The sequence below is a fragment of the Orrella marina genome (genome assembly GCF_003058465.1).
In the GTDB taxonomy this organism is placed as follows: Bacteria; Pseudomonadota; Gammaproteobacteria; order Burkholderiales; family Burkholderiaceae_B; genus Algicoccus; species Algicoccus marinus.
The window spans coordinates 3,324,935-3,343,290 of sequence record NZ_CP028901.1 but is presented as its reverse complement, the minus strand read 5'-3'; the positions used below and the strand labels follow the sequence as shown (position 1 = coordinate 3,343,290).

Genomic DNA, 18,356 nt, shown 5'->3' with positions numbered 1-18,356 from the left:
TCCTGAACGTTTCTTTTACAAGTTCCAGCACAGATTCAGTCCCGATCTCGGCCATCTGGATTGGGTGCATGTTCATTCCTGTTCAACAACTGCTTTGACCAGTTTGATGAAGCTGTCCCGCGCCGGTGACTCCACTTCCTGGTTCCACGCCATAGCCATGACAAGCTCCTGTTCTACGCCCTTGATGTTGCGAAACTCCACTCCCCGAAACTCCATCTCACGCGCTGAGGAAGGAACCAGCGCGACCCCCATCCCGTGGGCAACCAGGCTGATCATCGTCGGCACGTCACCCACCTCCTGTTCGATGTGTGGATGAAACCCGGCCTCGTGACAGACACGCAACATGGTGGTCGTCAGGGCAGAGTCCAGTCCCCTGGAGAACATCACAAACGGTTGATCGGCAAACCGGGAAAGATCCACTTCCTCATTCTGCAACAGAGGATGACCAGCCGGGCACGCCATTAAAAGAGTCTGCCTGGCGACCACAAAAGTCTCGATTGCCGCGTTTCCGACGGGTGGGCGCAAGAATCCGATATCCAGCTTGCGGTCGATCAGCGCATCGATCTGCATGGGCGTGAGCAGGCTGTCACGCAAGACAATCTCGACCTGCGGGTGGGTACGGCGATGTTGCACCAGCAGTCGCGGAAACAAGGTATAGATCGCGGAGTTCGTGTATCCGATCGAAACCCTGCCGTACAGCCCTGCGGCTGCTTTGACCGCACCTTGACGGGCCTGCTCGGTCGTCGCCAGGACCGCTCGGGCATGCGCGATGAAAGCACGCCCTGCCTCTGTGAGCTCCACGCGGTGCCGGGTTCGATTGAAAAGCTTCACGCCCAGCGAGTCCTCGAGCTGACGGATCTGCCGCGACAGCGGGGACTGGGCAATATGAACCTTCTCGGCAGCACGTCCGAAATGAAGCTCCTGGGCGACCGCCAGAAAGTAGCGCAACTGACGTAATTCCAATCGATTCTCACAACTCAGAAATCATGAACTGCCGACTAACAGGCCGGCCTATCTATCGGCCTTGTCGACACCCCACCACCCGATTCTTTGCAACACAATCATCCGGGCCTCACCATCAACCGCGTTCCCTGGCCTCTAAAACCAGCTCATGAATGTATCTGCACCATTCAATCTGACGCACAGCCGATTGCTCAGGCCTGAGTCTTGCGCCCTGTATCCGCCGTTCGCAAAGCCTTGTCCTTCGCGGTCTGCGCCTTGATGCGTTCACGAGCCTGCGTCCACTGCTCATCAGTCCATTCAGAGTAATGAGTAAAGTATGCACCTTGAGCGAGGTGATAACCGCCGTCAATGGAGATGGTTTCACCATTGATCCACTCGGCTCCATCAGCCATCAGGAACGCAGCAAGATTGGTCAACTCGGACATCCTGCCAAGCCGACGCATTGGATTGTCTGCAATTTCGCGCGCGTGAGGATTGTCTGCGGGACGCAGGCGAGCCGTCGCGCCTTCGGTCGGGAAGATACCGGGTGCGATGGCATTGAGTCGAATACCATAGTGTCCCCATTCCGTTGCAAGGGACTTGGTCATCACGTCAATCCCGGCCTTGGACATCGCTGAAGGCACCACATAGGGTGAGCCAGTTTTAACCCAGGTCACCACAATCGACAGAATCGACCCCCTGAGGCCTTGTTCGATCCAGCGCTTGCCCACCGCATGCGTGACATAGAAAGTGCCATGTAAAACGGTGTTGGCGACGGCATCAAAACCACGCGGAGACAAATCTTCCGTCCTGCTGATGAAATTGCCGGCTGCGTTGTTGACCAGTCCAGTCAGCGGACCATCCGCCCAGATTGATTCGATGGCGGCGTCAACTGACGCTGCATCCCGCAAGTCAACAGAAACCCACTTGACGCATCCTCCGTGCTGGTCCATCAATTCCTGCGCCGCTTCCTGCAACACAGATTCACGCCGACCACAGATGTAGATCGTTGCACCAAGCGACAGAAGATGCTCCGCAATCTCCTTGCCTAGACCAGTTCCCCCACCTGTCACCAACACGCGATGTCCCTTGAACAATTCCGGGATAAACATGAAACAGTCTCCGATTTATATTGAACCCCACAACATTCCGATTGATAGGGTTCTTATGATGTTTGGATGAAGTTTGAAACACCGGACATGCAATGTCTAACACTTAATTTATCGTTTGTAAGACCTTTAAAGTCTTACCGCTTCACAACAACCTGTTGTTTCCGGGAAGGCTGGCTCCAAGTATGGGAAGTCGCCTTCAGCGCGCAGTCACTGTTCAGTCACATGATCATCGAATCAAGTCCTCTGACATGAACAGGGATGGCGTCTTTCCACCAACCTGTCATCCTGCCGCACATCACAGAACGGACAAGACTACGTCCATGCGTGAAGTACTCGCACCACTGTCGGCTTACTTCAGGACAACATCGGTAACCAATATCTGCCGACCTAACGCCCTGAGGCATCAACCGTTCAGATGCAGGATCTTCTTCAGAGTATTTTGATATCGATTGGATACCTGCACTCGCAGCAGCATCTCTCTCAGATTGAATCCCTGATCGCCACCAGTGCTCTCCGGAACACCAACGAAGTTCCTCTGGCTACTCAACGCCGGCCCTGGTCACAGGGTCGACGCCAGAATCACGCCTACAAATTCAATTGTCCAGAAGCAACGCCCAGCTGATGGTCCGAAGGTGGTCACGATCAAGCGGAATACTCACCTGAAACAAGATTCTTGACTGTGTTCCAGATAACGAGGCATTGCCATCAGCAGGATAAAGCGAATTCGTTGCGACTGACCCATCAGAGCAGATTGACGGAAGCGGTCAACGAAAGATGGAGTGACAAGTACCCGAATATGGAGCCCACCAGATGCTCACCCATGCACACCACACCTGCCGCTTGGCATACTGGCGTCATGAACAACAGAGGGGATAACTCACATGGCGCGATACAACATTGCCACCATTGAAGGTGACGGGATCGGACCTGAAGTCGCACAATCCACAATCACTGTACTCAAAGAAGCATTGGGTTCTGACACGCTGCATTTCGAGATGCTCGATGGCGGAGCGGATCATTACCAGAAGTCGGGTGAAGTTCTACCCGAAGATACCTTCACTGCCTGCCGGGACATGCATGCAATCCTGCACGGAGCAGCTGGCATGCCTGGCATCACCTACCCTGACGGCACCGAAGTGGGCAATGACCTGCACCTGCGCCTGCGGTTCCGTCTGGACCTGTACGCAAACATGCGTCCCATCAAGCTACTCAAAGGCGTCCGTTCTCCCCTAAGGGATCATGACGGCGGATCAATCGACTACGTGATCGTACGAGAGAACACCGAGGGCCTGTACGCGAGCCGCGGTGGCGGGATCGTCATGCGAGACGAAGTGGCAACCGATACGCTCGTGATGACACGCAAAGGAATCGAGCGCGTTGCGCGATTCTCATACGAACTGGCACGCCAGAGAAACGGCGCACTGCGTGATGGCAAACCACGCGTGACGATCTGCGACAAAGCCAACATCTTGCGTTCGTACGCCTATTTTCGTGCCGTGTGTAATGAAGTCGGTGTCAACTACCCTGACGTCGAGACAGATTACGCCTACGCCGACGCGATGACGGTGCATCAAATCAAACGACCGGATTTCTATGACGTCATCGTCACCGAGAATATGTTCGGCGACATCATTTCAGATCTCGGTGCCGCAACTGTGGGCGGCATGGGAGTATCCCCCTCTGCAGAGCTCGGTGACAATCACGGACTATTTCAAGGGGCTCATGGATCGGCTCCGGATATCGCCGGTCAAGACCTGGCAAGCCCTGTGGCCACCCTGCTTTCGGCCTGCCTGATGCTCAACTGGCTATCGACCTGTCACAATGACCCGCAACTGGCTCAGGCAGCCGGCCGGATCGAAGCTGCCGTCAACACCGTCCTCGAAAAAGGCGAAGTCGTGCCGACCGATCTGGGCGGAACGGCAAGATGCTCCGCATTCACGAAAGCCGTCTGCGAGGCCATGGTCTGATCAGTGCCCGACGATCCACGCCTGCCCTGACAGTCCCGATGGGCAGCGTGGCGCTGGGCACAAAGTAGTGTCCTACGTCCAGGCTGGACATGCAAAGTGAGGGCTCAAGCATAAAGAGAGGTTCTGAGGCCCCTGCATCACTCGCTGAACCCACTGTGTCTGAGCGTAACAAACTGTGCATGGCCCATAGCCCGAGTAGGGGCCAAGGCACCAGCGACCGCGAGGCACCTTCACCCCAGTACGGCATGGCTTTGCTCAGCAGCACAATCGAGATCGCGGAAATCAGGAACCCGATTTCGTTTTGCAGCTCGAGCGCAGGCCCGGGCAAGGCACTCGGGGCTGCCTGCGACGACATGGTCAAGAACTGTGGAGGGTCCGCACCCACCGAAACACCCCACAGCAGCAACAGAACCACTTTGAACGTGACGGCAGAAGGCGATATCAGAGGATAAACGAGACAGATCAGGCCCGGACCCTGCGAGCGCAATGAACGCCACACGAGCGCTTCCGATCCAGTTGCTTGCATACCCGCCAAGCAGACAGCTGGCCGCGCCGATTGCAACGACAATGGCAATCAACCAGTACATCAATTCCAGACCAGCACCGCGCGGATCAGACGTAATGATTGCACCATGAGGGACGCCTGTATACATTGCATTAACAATGGCCGCACACAGTATGGGTACGACAGCCCAGAAGGCATAAAGCTCCCACATGTGTCGGAGGTAGCCACCAACTGACGCACGCAATCTCAGGGTTTGTAAAAGCGTTCGAAGGTCTTTCGCATTCAGACGCAAGGCTGCACCGGGTGACGAACGATACGGACCATCGCCAACCGCGAAGACCAGTGCCCCCCACCGATCAGGGCCAGTAGCGTTGCACCCGCGAGCACATGCTGCCATGGACAGAGAACACCGATGGCCCGAAGAATGTGTGGTGTCGCCGTGCCCAGCGTGAGCATCCCCACCACCCATGTCAACGCCAATGCCGGCTTGCTAACCTTCCCCGAAACACGGGATGCGATGAATTCGGCAGGCATCTCCACTGTAGGGCAAGGGATAACCGCGGTGTTAGATGTCCGTTCTGCCTGAAACAGGTGACGCAAGCGCAGATGCAGACACCCAGGGACTAGCGTGACGCGAGCGTGTCGCGGATTGTAAAGCAGGCTTGCAAGTGCCTTGATGTGATGACGTCGTAGTATGTACGAGAGGTACACGAACTTTGTACAGGAAGGTGTCAGCACAGACTCTGAGGGGTTCGTGTTTCTGCAACCCTCGTTTGCTTGATGGAAAGACCACAACGCGGAAAGACCACAACAATCCTCCTGTTCGGACTTACTGGAAGACGGTAGTGGTCGCACCGTTCAAATCAAACTTGAGTCATCTCCCTTAGTTCAAGTTGAGCGTAGGGACAATCCGCTGATACAACACGCGCTCCTGATCAACCAGTGCCGCGTAATCTGCGGCCGGCAAGAACGCTGGATTGACCATACGGCTCGACGCCCACTCCAGGTACTCTGGAGATGTCAGAACCTTCTGAGCCGCGTCGCTCACAGTCTTGATGATGTCCTCAGGTGTGCCTGTCGGCGAGAAGATGCCCAGGTTGACGCTAAGCGTCAGATCCACCCCGATTTCCTTCAGTGTTGGCACATCCGGCAGACTAGAGGTTCTTTCGGGCCAGAACTGGGCAATCGGTTTGAGTTCACCGCCATCAATCTGCGGCTTGATCGCAACCGGTAACCCGATCACAAAAAGAATCAGCGCGCTCTAGCCATACCTGTCTGTCTGCTGGTATCGGCAGTCCTTCAAAATAGTTCCTAACCTCCGACACATCGACCACATCCGCGAACTGCCGGTCCATGTCAAACAAGCTGATGGCGTTGGATATCGGAAAGCGATCAAACACGGCCTGTTGCGGGATGATGACCCTGTAGTTGTAGGAGGCCGCATCAAACACCGTTGCCCGCACACAGTTGCTGGTCGATCCTCCGACAATGATCACGGTGTCGATCTGTCGATCGATGAGATATCCCAGCAATGGCGTTCCATGAAAGCAGCTCGGCTTTTTCTTGACGAACTCGATGTCATTGTCAGTCGGAATCAGCGCATCGACCATTTCCGAGCCCACTTCCCCCGCCAGACACCAGTGTGGATTCGACAGCAAATCGCGCTTTCTTGCATAGACGCCCATGTCTCGGCCATCCGGGGCAATCTCGAAGCGGGTAAAAAAGACGGGCACGCCATGCTTTTGCCCTTGCCCCACCAGCGAGACAATCTGTGCAACCGCATCGTGTGCCGACTGCCCTCCGCTCGAAGGCCACTGATCTTCCTCGCCCTGGACTCCGACCATGAACTTCTGGACGTCCACAACGATGATCGCGGGCTTGCTTCCAAACCCCATCCGGCGAGCGAACTTACCCTTCTCCAGAACCTTACGATCCTGATCTCCCAGATATTGATCCCATGGTTTCGATGTCATGCCGGCCTCTTTATTTTGTAAATCAGTCTTGCGTAATAGCGCACCTCAAGCCGTTGCAGACATGAGGTGCGCAAATGAAAGTAGTCGGGCTTCGCTCAGTGGTCGACCAATGATCTGGGCACCAATCGGCATCCCGTTGCTGTCCCTGCCAATTGGCATAGTCAGGACGGGTAACCCCAGATAGTTAAACGGGCGTGTGAGACAGGTCAGCGCCCGGACAGTACGCATCATGGCGTCGGGACTATCCATATCCACCTCGCCACGTAGCGGTGTCGGAATCGTCACCGTTGGGCAGATCAGGATGTCGTTATCCTGCATCTGCTCCCTCAGAAACGATTGGAGGACCTCTATACGGCAAACCAGTGCTTCCATGTAACGGACCGCCGGAATATGAAGGCCGGTTTCCGTGCGGGTGTAAACCGATTGCGAGTAGGTCTGTGGATTCTGGCGCATCCACTGCGCATGTACCGTGGCTGCCTCAACCTTGGATATCACGTCACTGAGCGCATTGCACCGTTCCACTTCCGGGTACAGGACATCGCGCACAGTGCCAAACATCTGCTCAACAGAGCCCACAAACCCTTCAAATACAGTCGCGATCTCCGGATCACATTCGTACCCCTCACCCAGATCCAGCGTGGCAACCTGACTGCCCAAAGCCGCGTGGTCAAGGGAGCCAAGATAGTCAGGCACATCGCCGGGCAAAGAGGATGGATCGGCCGGATCGTGACCGGCAACTGCCTGAAGAAGGGCGGCACAATCCTCAGCAGTCCGGGCAAGCGGTCCGGGGCAGTCGACCGAGTACGCTCTCGGGAAGCATCCGGCCCTAGAGATGCGTCCATACGTAGGCTTCATGCCATACAAGCCATTGAGCGATGCCGGTATCCGGATGGAGCCACCGGTATCACTACCGATCGAGCCATACACGATTCCAGCGGCAACAGCACTTCCTGAGCCGCTGGAAGACCCTCCCGATATCCTCTCTGGGTCGATCGCGTTGCCGCAATCCCCGAAGATTGGATTCTGACCTGTCGGACCAGCAACCATTTCACTCAGATTCAACGTGCCCACATTAATTGAACCTGCCAGCTCCAGACGGTCAATAATGGTCGCGTTAGTACTGGCGGGTACAGCTGGTCTGGCTTTGGAGCCGATCGTCGCTGCATGCCCAAAAACGTTGAAGCAGTCTTTATGAGCCAGTGGAATACCATGCAAGATGCCGCGATCCCGACCTGCCCGCAACTCGCGGTCCAGAGTTGCAGCAGTCTCCATCGCATTGTCCGCCCAGGTGATCAGAAACGCGTTGAGCGAAAGCTGCGTTGCCGTGACCTTGTCGAGTGCTGTCTGGGCAAGTTCCACGCAAGTCACCGTACCTTCGCGCAGCAGTCGTGCTGTCTGAGTCAGAGTCGGGTGCGACGAGCCCGGCTGGGATAAGGGCATCGTTCGGGACACCGAACGAGACGCTGACCGACGTTCTGGTGACGCACCACTTTGTTGTGTTGCGCATTGTGCACTTTCAAGCAAGAGACTCTGGAAGCTGGCAGGCTGGAGAAATGGGTCCACGCCCTTGCTCGCTGCCTGCATGACGTTGCGGTTCAGACGAACAACCTCCGAGGCAAGGACCGTCGGATCGGTCCGCGCGACAACACCATGCATCCTGATTGAACTGTCACCGATGTACTGTGCTGCAAGTTCAAGAAACCTTGCCTCGTCATTGCTCGTGGTCATGTCAACTTCCAGATGAATCTCAAGAAAGAGTTACTGCGGACGAATACCGATCGCAGTGGCGGTTTCAGTCCAGCGATCAACATCCTTGGCGAGCAACTCGCGCAACTCATCAGGCGTGGATGTCGCCGGTCTGGAACCAAGCGTCGCCAGGAACTGCGTAAACTCCGGCGTTGCAACCGCCTTCCTGATCTCTGTGTTCAAGGTATCACGCGCTGTCCGGTCCATGCCCGCAGGCCCGAATGTTCCCCACCAGACATTGACCACGTAATCCAGACCCGTCTGCTCTTTGACGGTCGGGATATCGGGATAGTCCGGATCCCGGGTCGCACCGGTAAACGCAATCTTGGGCAGGCTATCGGCCGGTGTCCCCTTAATGGAGGCAATGGTCGTGAACAGAATGTCAATCCTTCCGGCAATCAGATCGATCTGGGCAGGGCTGATCCCTTTGTATGCAATGCCCTGCATCGTGACGCCCGTCTCACGCGAGAGCAGCTCTGTCATCAACTGCGCGTTGTCACCCAGACCTGCGGTGCCGTAATTAACTTTGCCTGGATTGGCCCTTGCATACTCTATAAGTTCGGGAACAGTCTTCGCCGGGAATCCTTCCCGTGTCAGCAGCACAAATGGTGCTTCAGCCACCGTCGTGATCGGTTCGAACGCGGTTTTGGTGTCATACGGTGTTTTCTGGGCTCCCGCCGATGTGGCAAGCGAACCAGAGACGAACAAAATGGTGTAGCCATCCGGATCAGACTTCGCAACGTGTCCGGCTCCGACAACACTTCCCGCGCCTGGCTTGTTCTCCACGATGTAAGCCTGACCGGTTGACTGACGCAAGCTCTCCGCCAGTCGACGTGCAATGACATCATTGCTGCCACCGGGCGCAAATGGCACCACGATATGAACAGGACGTTCAGGCCATTTGTCCGCCAGAACAGTTGCCGGAAACACGGCTGCAGCCGAGCCGATTGCGCCCATGGCGCACACGGCCAATGCTGTCTTCAATGTATGGCGTCGTTTATTCATGATGAACCTCTTCTCTTTGGGTGGAAATGACGCTTGCTACCTGCAACGAAACTGCTGGAGACGTTCACCTGCTGCGTGACCAGGTCAGAAAGGGCAGGAGCCGAACCGTGGACACTCTGCTTCAGCAATCCTTAAACGATAAGGAAAATCATGTCCCATAGGACAGCATTGCCTCTGCATCGGTGAATGACCAATTTGCATTTGCAACCTGAACTGCTCAAGCTTGCCTTGAAACCCAGATCATGTTTCTTTGGCCTATTAAAAAATGTCTTTCAATTCAATGTATTCAGGTACAGAATAAAAATCATATCGGTCCTGGTCTGTACCTGTACCAGTTTGGGGCTGTATTCAATGTGTTTCATGATAGCGATGTATTAGCGCAACAGGGCCATGCTTCGATATCATAAAAAGATAGGATTCTTATCGTTTTGAATACCAAACTCTTTTCGACATTACTGGCTGTGCACCGGTATGGATCCATGGCTGAGGCGGCCAGACGTCTGAACCTGACGCACGGAGGCGTGGCGCAACAGATTCGTGCACTCGAACAGGAACTGGGCGCCGAACTGGTGCGCCGGGCAGGCAGAGTCGTGCACCTGACCAATGCAGGTCATCGCATCCTTTTGCAGGCGCAGAAGATTGTTGAAGAAGTTGATTCGCTAGCCGCAATGGCCAATGCCGACGAGCTGCGAGGTGAACTTCAACTGGCCGCTGGCAGTACGGTGCTCACGCACAAGATGGCCGACATCTTGGTGGTGCTCAACTCACGTTACCCGGATATACGGGTCAACCTTGTCTCGGGCATCTCGGCCGAGTTCTACGGCATGGTGGAGAACCATACGCTGGACGCAGCGATCGCCATCGAACCGAGTTTCACCTTGCCCAAGAGTCTGGGTTGGCGATATCTGACCGAAGAGCCATTCTTTCTGCTGACGTCGGTCAGACATCAAGGAAAGGACCCCATGCAGTTGCTCAAGGATGAGCCTTTCATCCGGTACCACCGAGGCAGCTGGGTGCGTGACCGGATTGACATCTACTTGAAGTCGATTGGCGTCACCCCACACGGAAACTACGAGCTTGCGTCCACAGAAACCATCGTCGCACTCGTTCACAGAGGTTTAGGCAACGCGATCGTGCCTAGCTCCTGGCACTTGTGGCGTCAGGGCCCCGATGTGCTGACCATGCCCCTGAACCCCGTGTGCCCCGCGAGAAAACTTGGGCTTCTATGGGACAGGGGCTCACCCAGACTACAGCTGATCGAGGCGTTCTGGGATGCCGCAGCCCAGGTCTATCGGACCCATCCGGGCAGCCACGGCCTTGAGCCCGTGCCCCGTCTGAAAGCTGAAGCAACAACGGATCCAGTTACGCGCGAGCGAGTCAAGTGAGGCGTTCCGTTCTTGCAAGGCAAATAGGACAGCCATGCGAAACAGACATTGTGATCACGAGAAACAACAAAGGCATACCATGACACCACACCAACGGGATTTGCAAAACCATCACAGCACAATACGCATGCTGGCAGCTACAGCCTGTATCGGATACGGGTTCACCAAAGAAGCGCTCGAGGCGGCAATGACCCAGGGAATTGACTTCATCGGGGCCGATGCCGGCTCCATGGACCCCGGCCCATACTATCTGGGCGCCGGCAAACCATACGTTTCAGAGCAGTCGATCGAACGGGACCTGGAACTGCTATTGCTGGCCGCCAGAAAAGCTGATGTTCCACTGATCATTGGATCGTGTGGTGGTGGGGGTGGGGAGCCCCATCTGGAGCTGACACGATCCATTGTTCAGGCGCTGATCGGCCGGCACAAGCTGTCTCTCAAGCTTGCCATCATTCATTCTGAGCCACCCAGAGAGCTAATGGTCAGGCGATTGCAGGAAGGCCGCATTCATGGCATCTGGCCAGGCTTTGACCTTAATGAAGAAACGCTTGAAAAATCCACCCGCATCGTCGCGATGATGGGCGCGGATCCCCTGATTGAAGCCATCAGCCGGGGCGCCGACGTGATCCTGGCCGGACGATGCAGTGACAGCGCGATCTACGCCGCCGTTCCTCAGATGCGCGGCTTTTCTCCCGGACTGGCCTGGCACCTTGGGAAGACCATTGAGTGCGGCGCCACGATCGCCAGCCCCAAAACCGGCCAGGACTGCATCATCGGAACGCTCGGACACGACAGCTTCGTGGTGGAGCCCGCACACCCGGACAAGCGCTGCACACCATCTAGCGTTGCTGCCCATACGATGTACGAGAACCCGTCACCCTTCGAGTTCGTGGAACCGTCAGGCATCGTGGATACCAGTCAATGCCAATACGAAGCCATCAATGATCGGGCGGTCAGAGTCTCTGGCTCGACATTCACACCCGCATCCCGATACACCGTCAAGCTTGAAGGCGCAGACCTGTGCGGATGGCGGGCGATCGTGATCGCGGGCATACGCGACCCGATCCTGATTGCCGGAATACGTGAGTTCAGCGAGCAGATCAAGGAGCGCACAGCCCAGCAGGCGCTCGGGATGGGCATTACGACGGATCAATACACCTTGACCATTCGACGCTACGGACTCGATGCAGTGCTCGGATCGAGAGAACCCCAGGCCTACGAGATGCCACATGAGATTGGACTGATGCTGGATGTGGTCGCGCAGACCGAACAGCAAGCCCTGGCAGTGCTGGCCAAAGCGCGCTACATCGCCATGCACACCGAGTTCGATGGCAGATTGTGTACAGCAGGCAACGTGGCCATGCCGTTCTCGCCATCAGACGTTTCTGTTGGACCAGCTTATCGATTCACGGTCTGGCACGCCATGGAGCTCGACGATCCGCTCGAAGTCTTTCCGATCGAATATATCCAGTTCAACGAATCAGGAGAAAAAGTTGAGTAATCCGAAACTGATGGACTATGCCCGCATTCTCCGCTCAAAGAATGCAGGGGCATTTGTGCTGACGATTGATGTGATTTTCAAAGATCAGCAAGCCTATGACCATGTCACCCGCAGCGCCGCGCTTGACGCTCAAATCATTGCCAATCGATATCAGGTCCCATCTGAGGACGTCAGAATCATTGCGTATCCCCAGGTCCTTGCCATCAAGGTCACCATGCCTCGTCTGGTCGGATCAGGAGACCTTGCCGATTCTGATGTGTATGGCTCCCAGCAACACGTGCCGCTCATGTACTTGCCCGTCACAACGACCGGGACAGCCTGACCAGCTTTTCCGCGCAAATATGCCAATCCTTCACCAACCTCGTTTCGGGTCATTCGCGATCTTCAATATTCGCCTGAATAACCCACACCTGAACTGGAGAACTGCCTTATGTCTGCAAACCACAAGTCGCAATTCCGAGCACTGATCAACAAACCTGGATGTCTCATACAGCCTGCTATTTTTAATCCTTTGAGTGCGAGAATTGCCCAGGCCTGTGGTTTCGAGGCTCTGTGTCTTGGTGGCTACGCCATGGGTGCACACACCGCCATCACCGAGCCACTAATGTCGCTCGAAGAGGTCGCGCAGATCGTTCGAGGCGTTCGTCAGGTGTCTGACCTGCCTCTCATGGTCGACGCAGGGGCAGGCTGGGGAGATCCCTTGCACGTCATGCGAACAGTCAAAGTGCTCGAGCAGGCGGGAGCCTCTTCCATCCACATCGAAGACCAGTTTTTTCCGAAACGCGCCCGTTATCATATGGGGGTCGAGGAAGTCATTTCGATGGAGGAGATGATCCAGAAGATCCATGCTGCAAAGCAGGCAAGGCAGGACCCGGACTTTGTCATTGTCGTGCGGACCGATGCCATGCGTACACACGGATACGCAGAAGGAGTGCGTCGGTGCAATGCCTATGTCGAGGCCGGCGCAGACATGATCATGATATTCCCTGACAGCGATGAGGATACCCGGAATGCCCGGCAAGACATTCCTCACGTGCCACTGGTCTACGTGAACAGCACCGGTAACAAGTTCAACCGTGGTGTATATACACGGGACCAGCTCGATCAGTGGGGATACAAGATTCTCTATGACGCCATCAGCTCCATCAACGTTGTCGCAAAAACACTGTTCGCCTATTATTCCCACCTGAACGAAACAGGCGAACACGGACTGGACAACGACGAGATGGTTCAGATCCGGGCACGAGTAGAGAAAGCGATCGGGCTTGAAGATATGTACAAGCTTGAGCAAGCCACGCTTGGAGCCATTCACATGCCCAAGCGTGGCTAACCGTCTGACCAACAACCCTGCCGGGCGGCCTGAGTCACACATCTAACCTGGATAAAGATGTTTCATGCCTGCGATCACCATTGAACAACACCGCGTCAGTACGCAGAATGGAACCCTCTTTGCCCAGTGCTGGACGCCACCCAGGCAAACCGGTGTCCCGATCATCCTGCTGCATGACTCACTCGGTTGCGTCGCCCTTTGGCGAGATTTCCCGGGACAACTGGCCAGCGCCACGGGACGCTGCGTCATTGCCTATGACCGAATGGGCTTCGGTCAGTCATCCTCACGCGCGGACAGACTGGCATCAGATTTTGTGGAGCGCGAGGTCTGTACCGACTTTGAAACCATCCGCCAGTATTTCGACGTCTCCCGGTTTGTCGTGCTCGGACACAGCGTGGGTGGCGGGATGGCCATCTGCTGCGCAGCGACCTCACCACAATCCTGCGAAGGTCTCATCACCATCGCGGCACAAGGCTATGTCGACCGCCAGATTCTGGATGGTATCCGCGCCGTTGAAACACAGTTCGCACAAGACGGGCAGATGCAACGGCTAGAGAAGTATCACGGGGCCAAGGCATACTGGGTATTGCGTGCATGGGTCGACACCTGGTGTTCTGACGCCTTTAAAGACTGGAACCTCGACGCATGGTTGCCCAAAGTCCGGTGCGCTTTTCTATGTCTGCATGGTGACCATGACGAATATGGGTCGACCGATCATCCGCATCATCTGGTGTCTCGAACGCAAGGGCCTGCAAACCTTCACATTCTGCCGGCTTGCGGGCACATGCCGCATCGCCAACACCCGTCCACCGTGCTCAAACTGATACGTGGATTCCTTGAGTGCCAGCAAGCCGGGCGCTAAATTGAAATTGCGGCGCCAGAACACCTGTGCCCCGGATCAGCGTGTATTGTTTGCACAATCGTTTGCAATTGCGCCGTCAAACTGCTCGCCGACTGGCCCCGGATCCTGAAGCTTCCACACAATACTCATCGGCTGACTCCCTTCGTGACGGACGTAGTCGACCTCACCGTAGAACCGGAATGGTGCCGCCTTCTTGTTCTGGCCAAGCTTGTTTTCCCGCACAAACAGATAGATCCTTGATCCGAAAGCTGAGTGCCGGATGAGTGCCATCCCGCGATTACTGTTGGGACTGGTGCTGTTCTGTGATTGCCAATGAAAATGCGCTTCGTCCATGAAATAATCATGATATCGGTGCTGCGTTGCCTTACCTTGCTTGTTCAACGTCACAAGCAAGATCTGGACAGCAGGCTGGCGCAACACGACATGTCCTGAACTCCAGTTTCCGGGATTGAACTGCTTACCAAAGAGAGGCGGTATCTGTTCGCGCATGAAGTACTCGCCAACCCTGGCCTGCAGATTGGCTTGCGAGCTGGCTGGTGCACTGGCCAGCGGATTCGTCGAACTATCCGTTTCCAGCGCCTGTAAATGGGCACTCAGTCGCCACGCCAGGATTTCCGAGGTCATCTGACCACATAGTCTTGAATCGCCCGGATCGATACGCTGACTGAATCGCAACAGCAAGCCGTCCTGACGAAACCACACCGCCTGCATACCTGATTCGGCCTCACACCAGTCATTTACAGCCGTTTTGCGAAGATGCGTGACCCACTCCGCCTCAGACACGTTCTCGAGCGGCTGCAAAGACAGCGGGCTGTCCACCAGTATTCGTGGATTGAGCAGTAGCCACTCCCTGATCCAGCGGGCGAGCTCCTGAATGGTTACCGCCCGTCCAAACGCGTTGTGCTCGCACATCACCTGCAACATGACCAGCTTGATGGAACTGGAGACCCGAGTGACGGTCAAGTCTCTGAACCATTGCGTGCATGACTCCAGGATAGCCAGCTCTTGCGCACTGGCATCCCCTTGCTCGTCAACGAACTCCCACCAGCTTCCGTAGTTACGACGCAGGTTCGACAGGGTTGCGCCACTGCGCCAGAACTCAAGCAATGTCGGTCGACGTCCCAGCGTCTGTCTGAGTCGACGGTATTGACCACCAAGATTATCCTGAACCAGGCTGTCAAGAAACTCGATGAACTCGAGGTCGTAATTCACATAGCAGCCGGCCGGCAGGACTTCACTGGCTCTTTGAGCAACGTCAACCAGTTGCTTGCGAGTCGGTCTGTGCGTAAAAACCGAGCCGAGCAGCATCTCGGGCCGATTGAGAAAGCTGTGGTGGTTTCCCACGAAGTCGATGACGACAAGACGATCCTTGCCTTCGCTAGGACGTAGCCCCCGGCCAAGTTGCTGAAGAAAAAGGATTCTTGACTCGGTCGGTCGCAGCATCATCACCGTGTCGATCTGTGGCAAGTCCACTCCCTCATTAAACAGATCTACCGAGAACAGAACTTTCAGCTTTCCTCGGGCCAGCTGCTCAAGCGCTTCGGAACGGGTGATTTCAGAGTCACTGTGAACGCTACCCGCTTGAACACCGGCTTCGCAGAAATAAGTCGCCATGAAATCTGCATGTTTCTGGGAAACACAAAAAGCCAGTGTTCGCAGTTGTGCCTTGTCCTGCCATTCGGTGAGCGCATGACGGGCGCGACCTCGGGTTGCCAGCTGATTTGACAAAGCGTCCGGCTCGAAGCGGCCGTTACGCCAGGGAATATGCTCGTAGTTCACATCCTTGTCGAAGATTCCGTAATAGCTGAACAGACTCAGTTGTCCATCACTGATGCCATCAAACAAATCCCTGCGGTAAACCAGGTTGTTGTCACAAAGTTGAAGAATGTCAGAGCCATCCGTACGATCCGGCGTGGCTGTGAGCCCGAGCAGGAACCGGGGCCTGAAGTAGGCAAGCAACCGCTGATAGCTACCTGCTGCAGCATGATGAAACTCATCGACGATGATGTAATCAAAATGGTCTTTACCAAAGCGCTCGAGATGCGCGGCGCGACCCATGGTCTGGATCGATGCAAAGAGAAGGTCGGATTCCGGATCTTTCTGTTTGCCCCCATACATGCCGACCCGCTTTCTGGGCATGACCCCCAGGAAGCTCTCCTGTGCCTGCAACAGTATCTCCTCCCGATGTGCGACGAACAGGATTTTGCCTGCCTGCATTTGGCGGGCATCGAATGCTGCCAGGTAGGTCTTGCCCATGCCCGTAGCGAGCACGACCAGACCTTTTGTCATTCCGCGCGTACGTGCGGCGTGCAACGCAGCCAACGCATGTCGCTGATGCAGTCTGGGAGTCGGATTATCTGCTTTTTCATTCAAGTATTGATCGAACGGCAGAACCTTCTGAGCCTGTTCATGACGGGCCTGGTACCGCTCGATCCACTCAAAACTCAACTCCTGGACCTGAGGCTTGCGCTGCAACTGCCGGAACCGCTGCCTGATCTCATTGACCTGACGCTCTGAAGAGGTGTCTGCCTCGTTCGGATAGACCAGGTGAAAGCTCCTTTCAAGTCCGTCTGTCAGGGCTTTTGCGCTGAGATTGCTGGACCCGACAAACACATCTGCCCCGGCAAGTCTGCCATGTTCAGTCCGCACAAAAATGTAGGCCTTCAGGTGAAAACTATCCGAACCATCCGTTTCGTATACCCGGATGCTGGCGCCACGTTCGACCAGAAGCATGAGACGTCGTAAAGCCCTGGGGTCAGTGACACTCATGTAGTCACTGGTAAGAATCGTTAACTTCACTCGACGCGTCTGTGAGCACAAAGCAACCTCGAGATCTCCGAATATCAGGTCAAGTCCACTTGACCGTATAAATGAAACAGCAATCTCGATCTCTGTCGCCTGGCTGAGTGCCCGACGCAATGCGGGTAACAGCGGGCTCTGTTCGCCCCCCGACAACAGGGATGATTGCGTATTCATTTGGAACTCTACCTTTGGGAGGGAGAGGCTACTCATCGTTCTGAGGACAATCGTCACTTGAGGTGCCATATCACCGGTACACAAGGCACATCGAACGCCCCCCAAACACGGCTCGCCAGGACGTTTCCAGGATAGCACTGAACTAAGCTTTACCCACAACGAGCCATCAAAACACTCACTAGAACTCACAGGCGCTGTACCTTGCCTCAACGCCCTGTAGCAGACGCCTGAACCGCTTCAGTGAGGTACCAGGTCCGGCCTCCGTGTCTGGAAGACAGACTCATAAAAGCCATGGCACCAGGAGTTGTTCATCTCAGATGTACCGCTGCCATGAACGAAGCCATTCGCAAGAGAATGGCTTCGTCGCAACGGTGCTCTGTTTGTGCAAAGAGTGTGCAACTTCTTTCAACGAATCAACCACATCTGGTGGGCAGAAGTGCTTTGGCACAACCATTCTCTGTTCCTTCAATTCCCATTAGTTTTTTCTAATCAAATGGTTGCCCATGACCCGGACACCCGTCACACCTGACCTCGCACAATCAGGCTGCGGATTCACCCGCGGGCCCGTGCAAAGATCCATGCAGGCAGACAGCACAACTTTTCTCATCCCTGCTCAAGGCCGGATTCAACACACTTGAAATAAAATCATTCTCGTTGACAAAGCATTTCGATTGCATAAAATTCGACTCGATGGTTGACCATAATCTGAACGCCGAGTTTTCAAAGACCAGAGCCTGGCGCGCGGGTTACTCTTCAACATCGCTCTGACGCAAGGTTATGCTTCAAGAATACGTGCCAGAAGCTCGTAGCTCCGCCTTGCCAAGCTTTTCGTCATTTCATTATGAGCTGTCGTTTTCTTCGGCTGCTAACGCCTCCAACGGCTTTGGCTGGTAAGCCGCTGAACGCCGTTTTGAATCTTCCCACACCGCTTTGTCGTGATCGCCAGAATAGCTGCGGTCGTCTCGATCATTTTCTGTGTGCGACTGATTCGTCTCGCGCCCACTCAAGGGCGCGTATCAAATCCCACATCAGGCCCAAGTTGGTCAATACGA

15 protein-coding genes are annotated in these 18,356 nt (G+C 55.4%); 6 read left to right on the top strand and 9 right to left on the bottom strand.

Annotated elements, in window-relative coordinates; translation table 11 throughout:
• Positions 1–72 precede the first annotated feature (72 nt).
• Together DBV39_RS15190 and DBV39_RS15185 are read right to left on the bottom strand one after the other, a co-directional pair.
• Entirely contained in the window at positions 73–963 is an 891-nt protein-coding gene (locus tag DBV39_RS15190) for a LysR family transcriptional regulator (RefSeq protein WP_108622262.1), read from the bottom strand.
• Positions 964–1,154: 191 nt separating this feature from the next.
• Positions 1,155–2,054, bottom strand: coding sequence for an SDR family oxidoreductase (locus DBV39_RS15185; RefSeq protein WP_108622261.1), 900 nt, complete (start codon positions 2,052–2,054; stop codon positions 1,155–1,157).
• A gap of 881 nt (positions 2,055–2,935) precedes the next feature.
• On the opposite strand from DBV39_RS15185, the gene DBV39_RS15175 reads away from it, so the two are divergent.
• A complete protein-coding gene (locus tag DBV39_RS15175) occupies positions 2,936–4,021 on the top strand; it encodes an isocitrate/isopropylmalate dehydrogenase family protein (protein ID WP_108622259.1) in 1,086 nt (361 codons plus the stop codon).
• Here DBV39_RS15175 and DBV39_RS15170 read toward each other — a convergent pair.
• The 6 genes from DBV39_RS15170 to DBV39_RS15145 form a co-directional block, all read right to left on the bottom strand.
• A complete protein-coding gene (locus DBV39_RS15170; RefSeq protein ID WP_159078983.1) occupies positions 3,990–4,520 on the bottom strand; it encodes a hypothetical protein in 531 nt (176 codons plus the stop codon). The two genes, DBV39_RS15175 and DBV39_RS15170, sit on opposite strands and share 32 nt — an antisense overlap.
• A 288-nt stretch (positions 4,521–4,808) precedes the next feature.
• Positions 4,809–5,060: a hypothetical protein gene (locus tag DBV39_RS15165; protein WP_108622257.1), complete on the bottom strand. Its 252-nt coding sequence runs from the start codon at positions 5,058–5,060 to the stop codon at positions 4,809–4,811.
• Between the two features lie 349 nt (positions 5,061–5,409).
• On the bottom strand, positions 5,410–5,769 hold the full coding sequence (locus DBV39_RS15160) for a tripartite tricarboxylate transporter substrate-binding protein (protein WP_159078982.1): 360 nt from the start codon (positions 5,767–5,769) through the stop codon (positions 5,410–5,412).
• Positions 5,732–6,499 carry a cysteine hydrolase family protein gene (locus tag DBV39_RS15155; protein WP_108622255.1) on the bottom strand — a complete coding sequence of 256 codons (768 nt, stop codon included), beginning with the start codon at positions 6,497–6,499 and terminating at the stop codon, positions 5,732–5,734. Before DBV39_RS15155 ends, DBV39_RS15160 begins: the two co-directional genes overlap by 38 nt.
• A 45-nt stretch (positions 6,500–6,544) precedes the next feature.
• Positions 6,545–8,227: an amidase gene (locus DBV39_RS15150; RefSeq protein ID WP_108622254.1), complete on the bottom strand. Its 1,683-nt coding sequence runs from the start codon at positions 8,225–8,227 to the stop codon at positions 6,545–6,547.
• 30 nt (positions 8,228–8,257) lie between these two features.
• A complete protein-coding gene (locus tag DBV39_RS15145; protein ID WP_108622253.1) occupies positions 8,258–9,250 on the bottom strand; it encodes a Bug family tripartite tricarboxylate transporter substrate binding protein in 993 nt (330 codons plus the stop codon).
• A 428-nt stretch (positions 9,251–9,678) separates the two neighbouring features.
• Here DBV39_RS15145 and DBV39_RS15140 point away from each other — a divergent pair, with 428 nt between their 5' ends.
• From DBV39_RS15140 to DBV39_RS15120, 5 genes are all read left to right on the top strand, one after another.
• A complete protein-coding gene (locus tag DBV39_RS15140; protein ID WP_227870661.1) occupies positions 9,679–10,635 on the top strand; it encodes a LysR family transcriptional regulator in 957 nt (318 codons plus the stop codon).
• A 127-nt stretch (positions 10,636–10,762) separates the two neighbouring features.
• On the top strand, positions 10,763–12,136 hold the full coding sequence (locus DBV39_RS15135) for an acyclic terpene utilization AtuA family protein (protein WP_108622251.1): 1,374 nt from the start codon (positions 10,763–10,765) through the stop codon (positions 12,134–12,136).
• The gene (locus DBV39_RS15130; protein WP_159078981.1) at positions 12,129–12,458 is read left to right on the top strand and encodes a DUF4387 domain-containing protein; all 330 of its coding nucleotides are present in this window, start codon (positions 12,129–12,131) and stop codon (positions 12,456–12,458) included. The genes DBV39_RS15135 and DBV39_RS15130 overlap by 8 nt, the downstream gene beginning before the upstream one ends.
• A 108-nt stretch (positions 12,459–12,566) precedes the next feature.
• Positions 12,567–13,466, top strand: coding sequence for an isocitrate lyase/PEP mutase family protein (locus tag DBV39_RS15125; protein WP_108622249.1), 900 nt, complete (start codon positions 12,567–12,569; stop codon positions 13,464–13,466).
• Between the two features lie 64 nt (positions 13,467–13,530).
• Positions 13,531–14,328, top strand: a complete 798-nt coding sequence (locus DBV39_RS15120) for an alpha/beta fold hydrolase (RefSeq protein ID WP_108622248.1) — start codon at positions 13,531–13,533, stop codon at positions 14,326–14,328.
• Positions 14,329–14,364: 36 nt separating this feature from the next.
• Here DBV39_RS15120 and DBV39_RS15115 read toward each other — a convergent pair whose 3' ends face one another.
• Positions 14,365–17,304 carry a DUF3427 domain-containing protein gene (locus DBV39_RS15115; RefSeq protein ID WP_108622247.1) on the bottom strand — a complete coding sequence of 980 codons (2,940 nt, stop codon included), beginning with the start codon at positions 17,302–17,304 and terminating at the stop codon, positions 14,365–14,367.
• Positions 17,305–18,356: the final 1,052 nt, after the last annotated feature.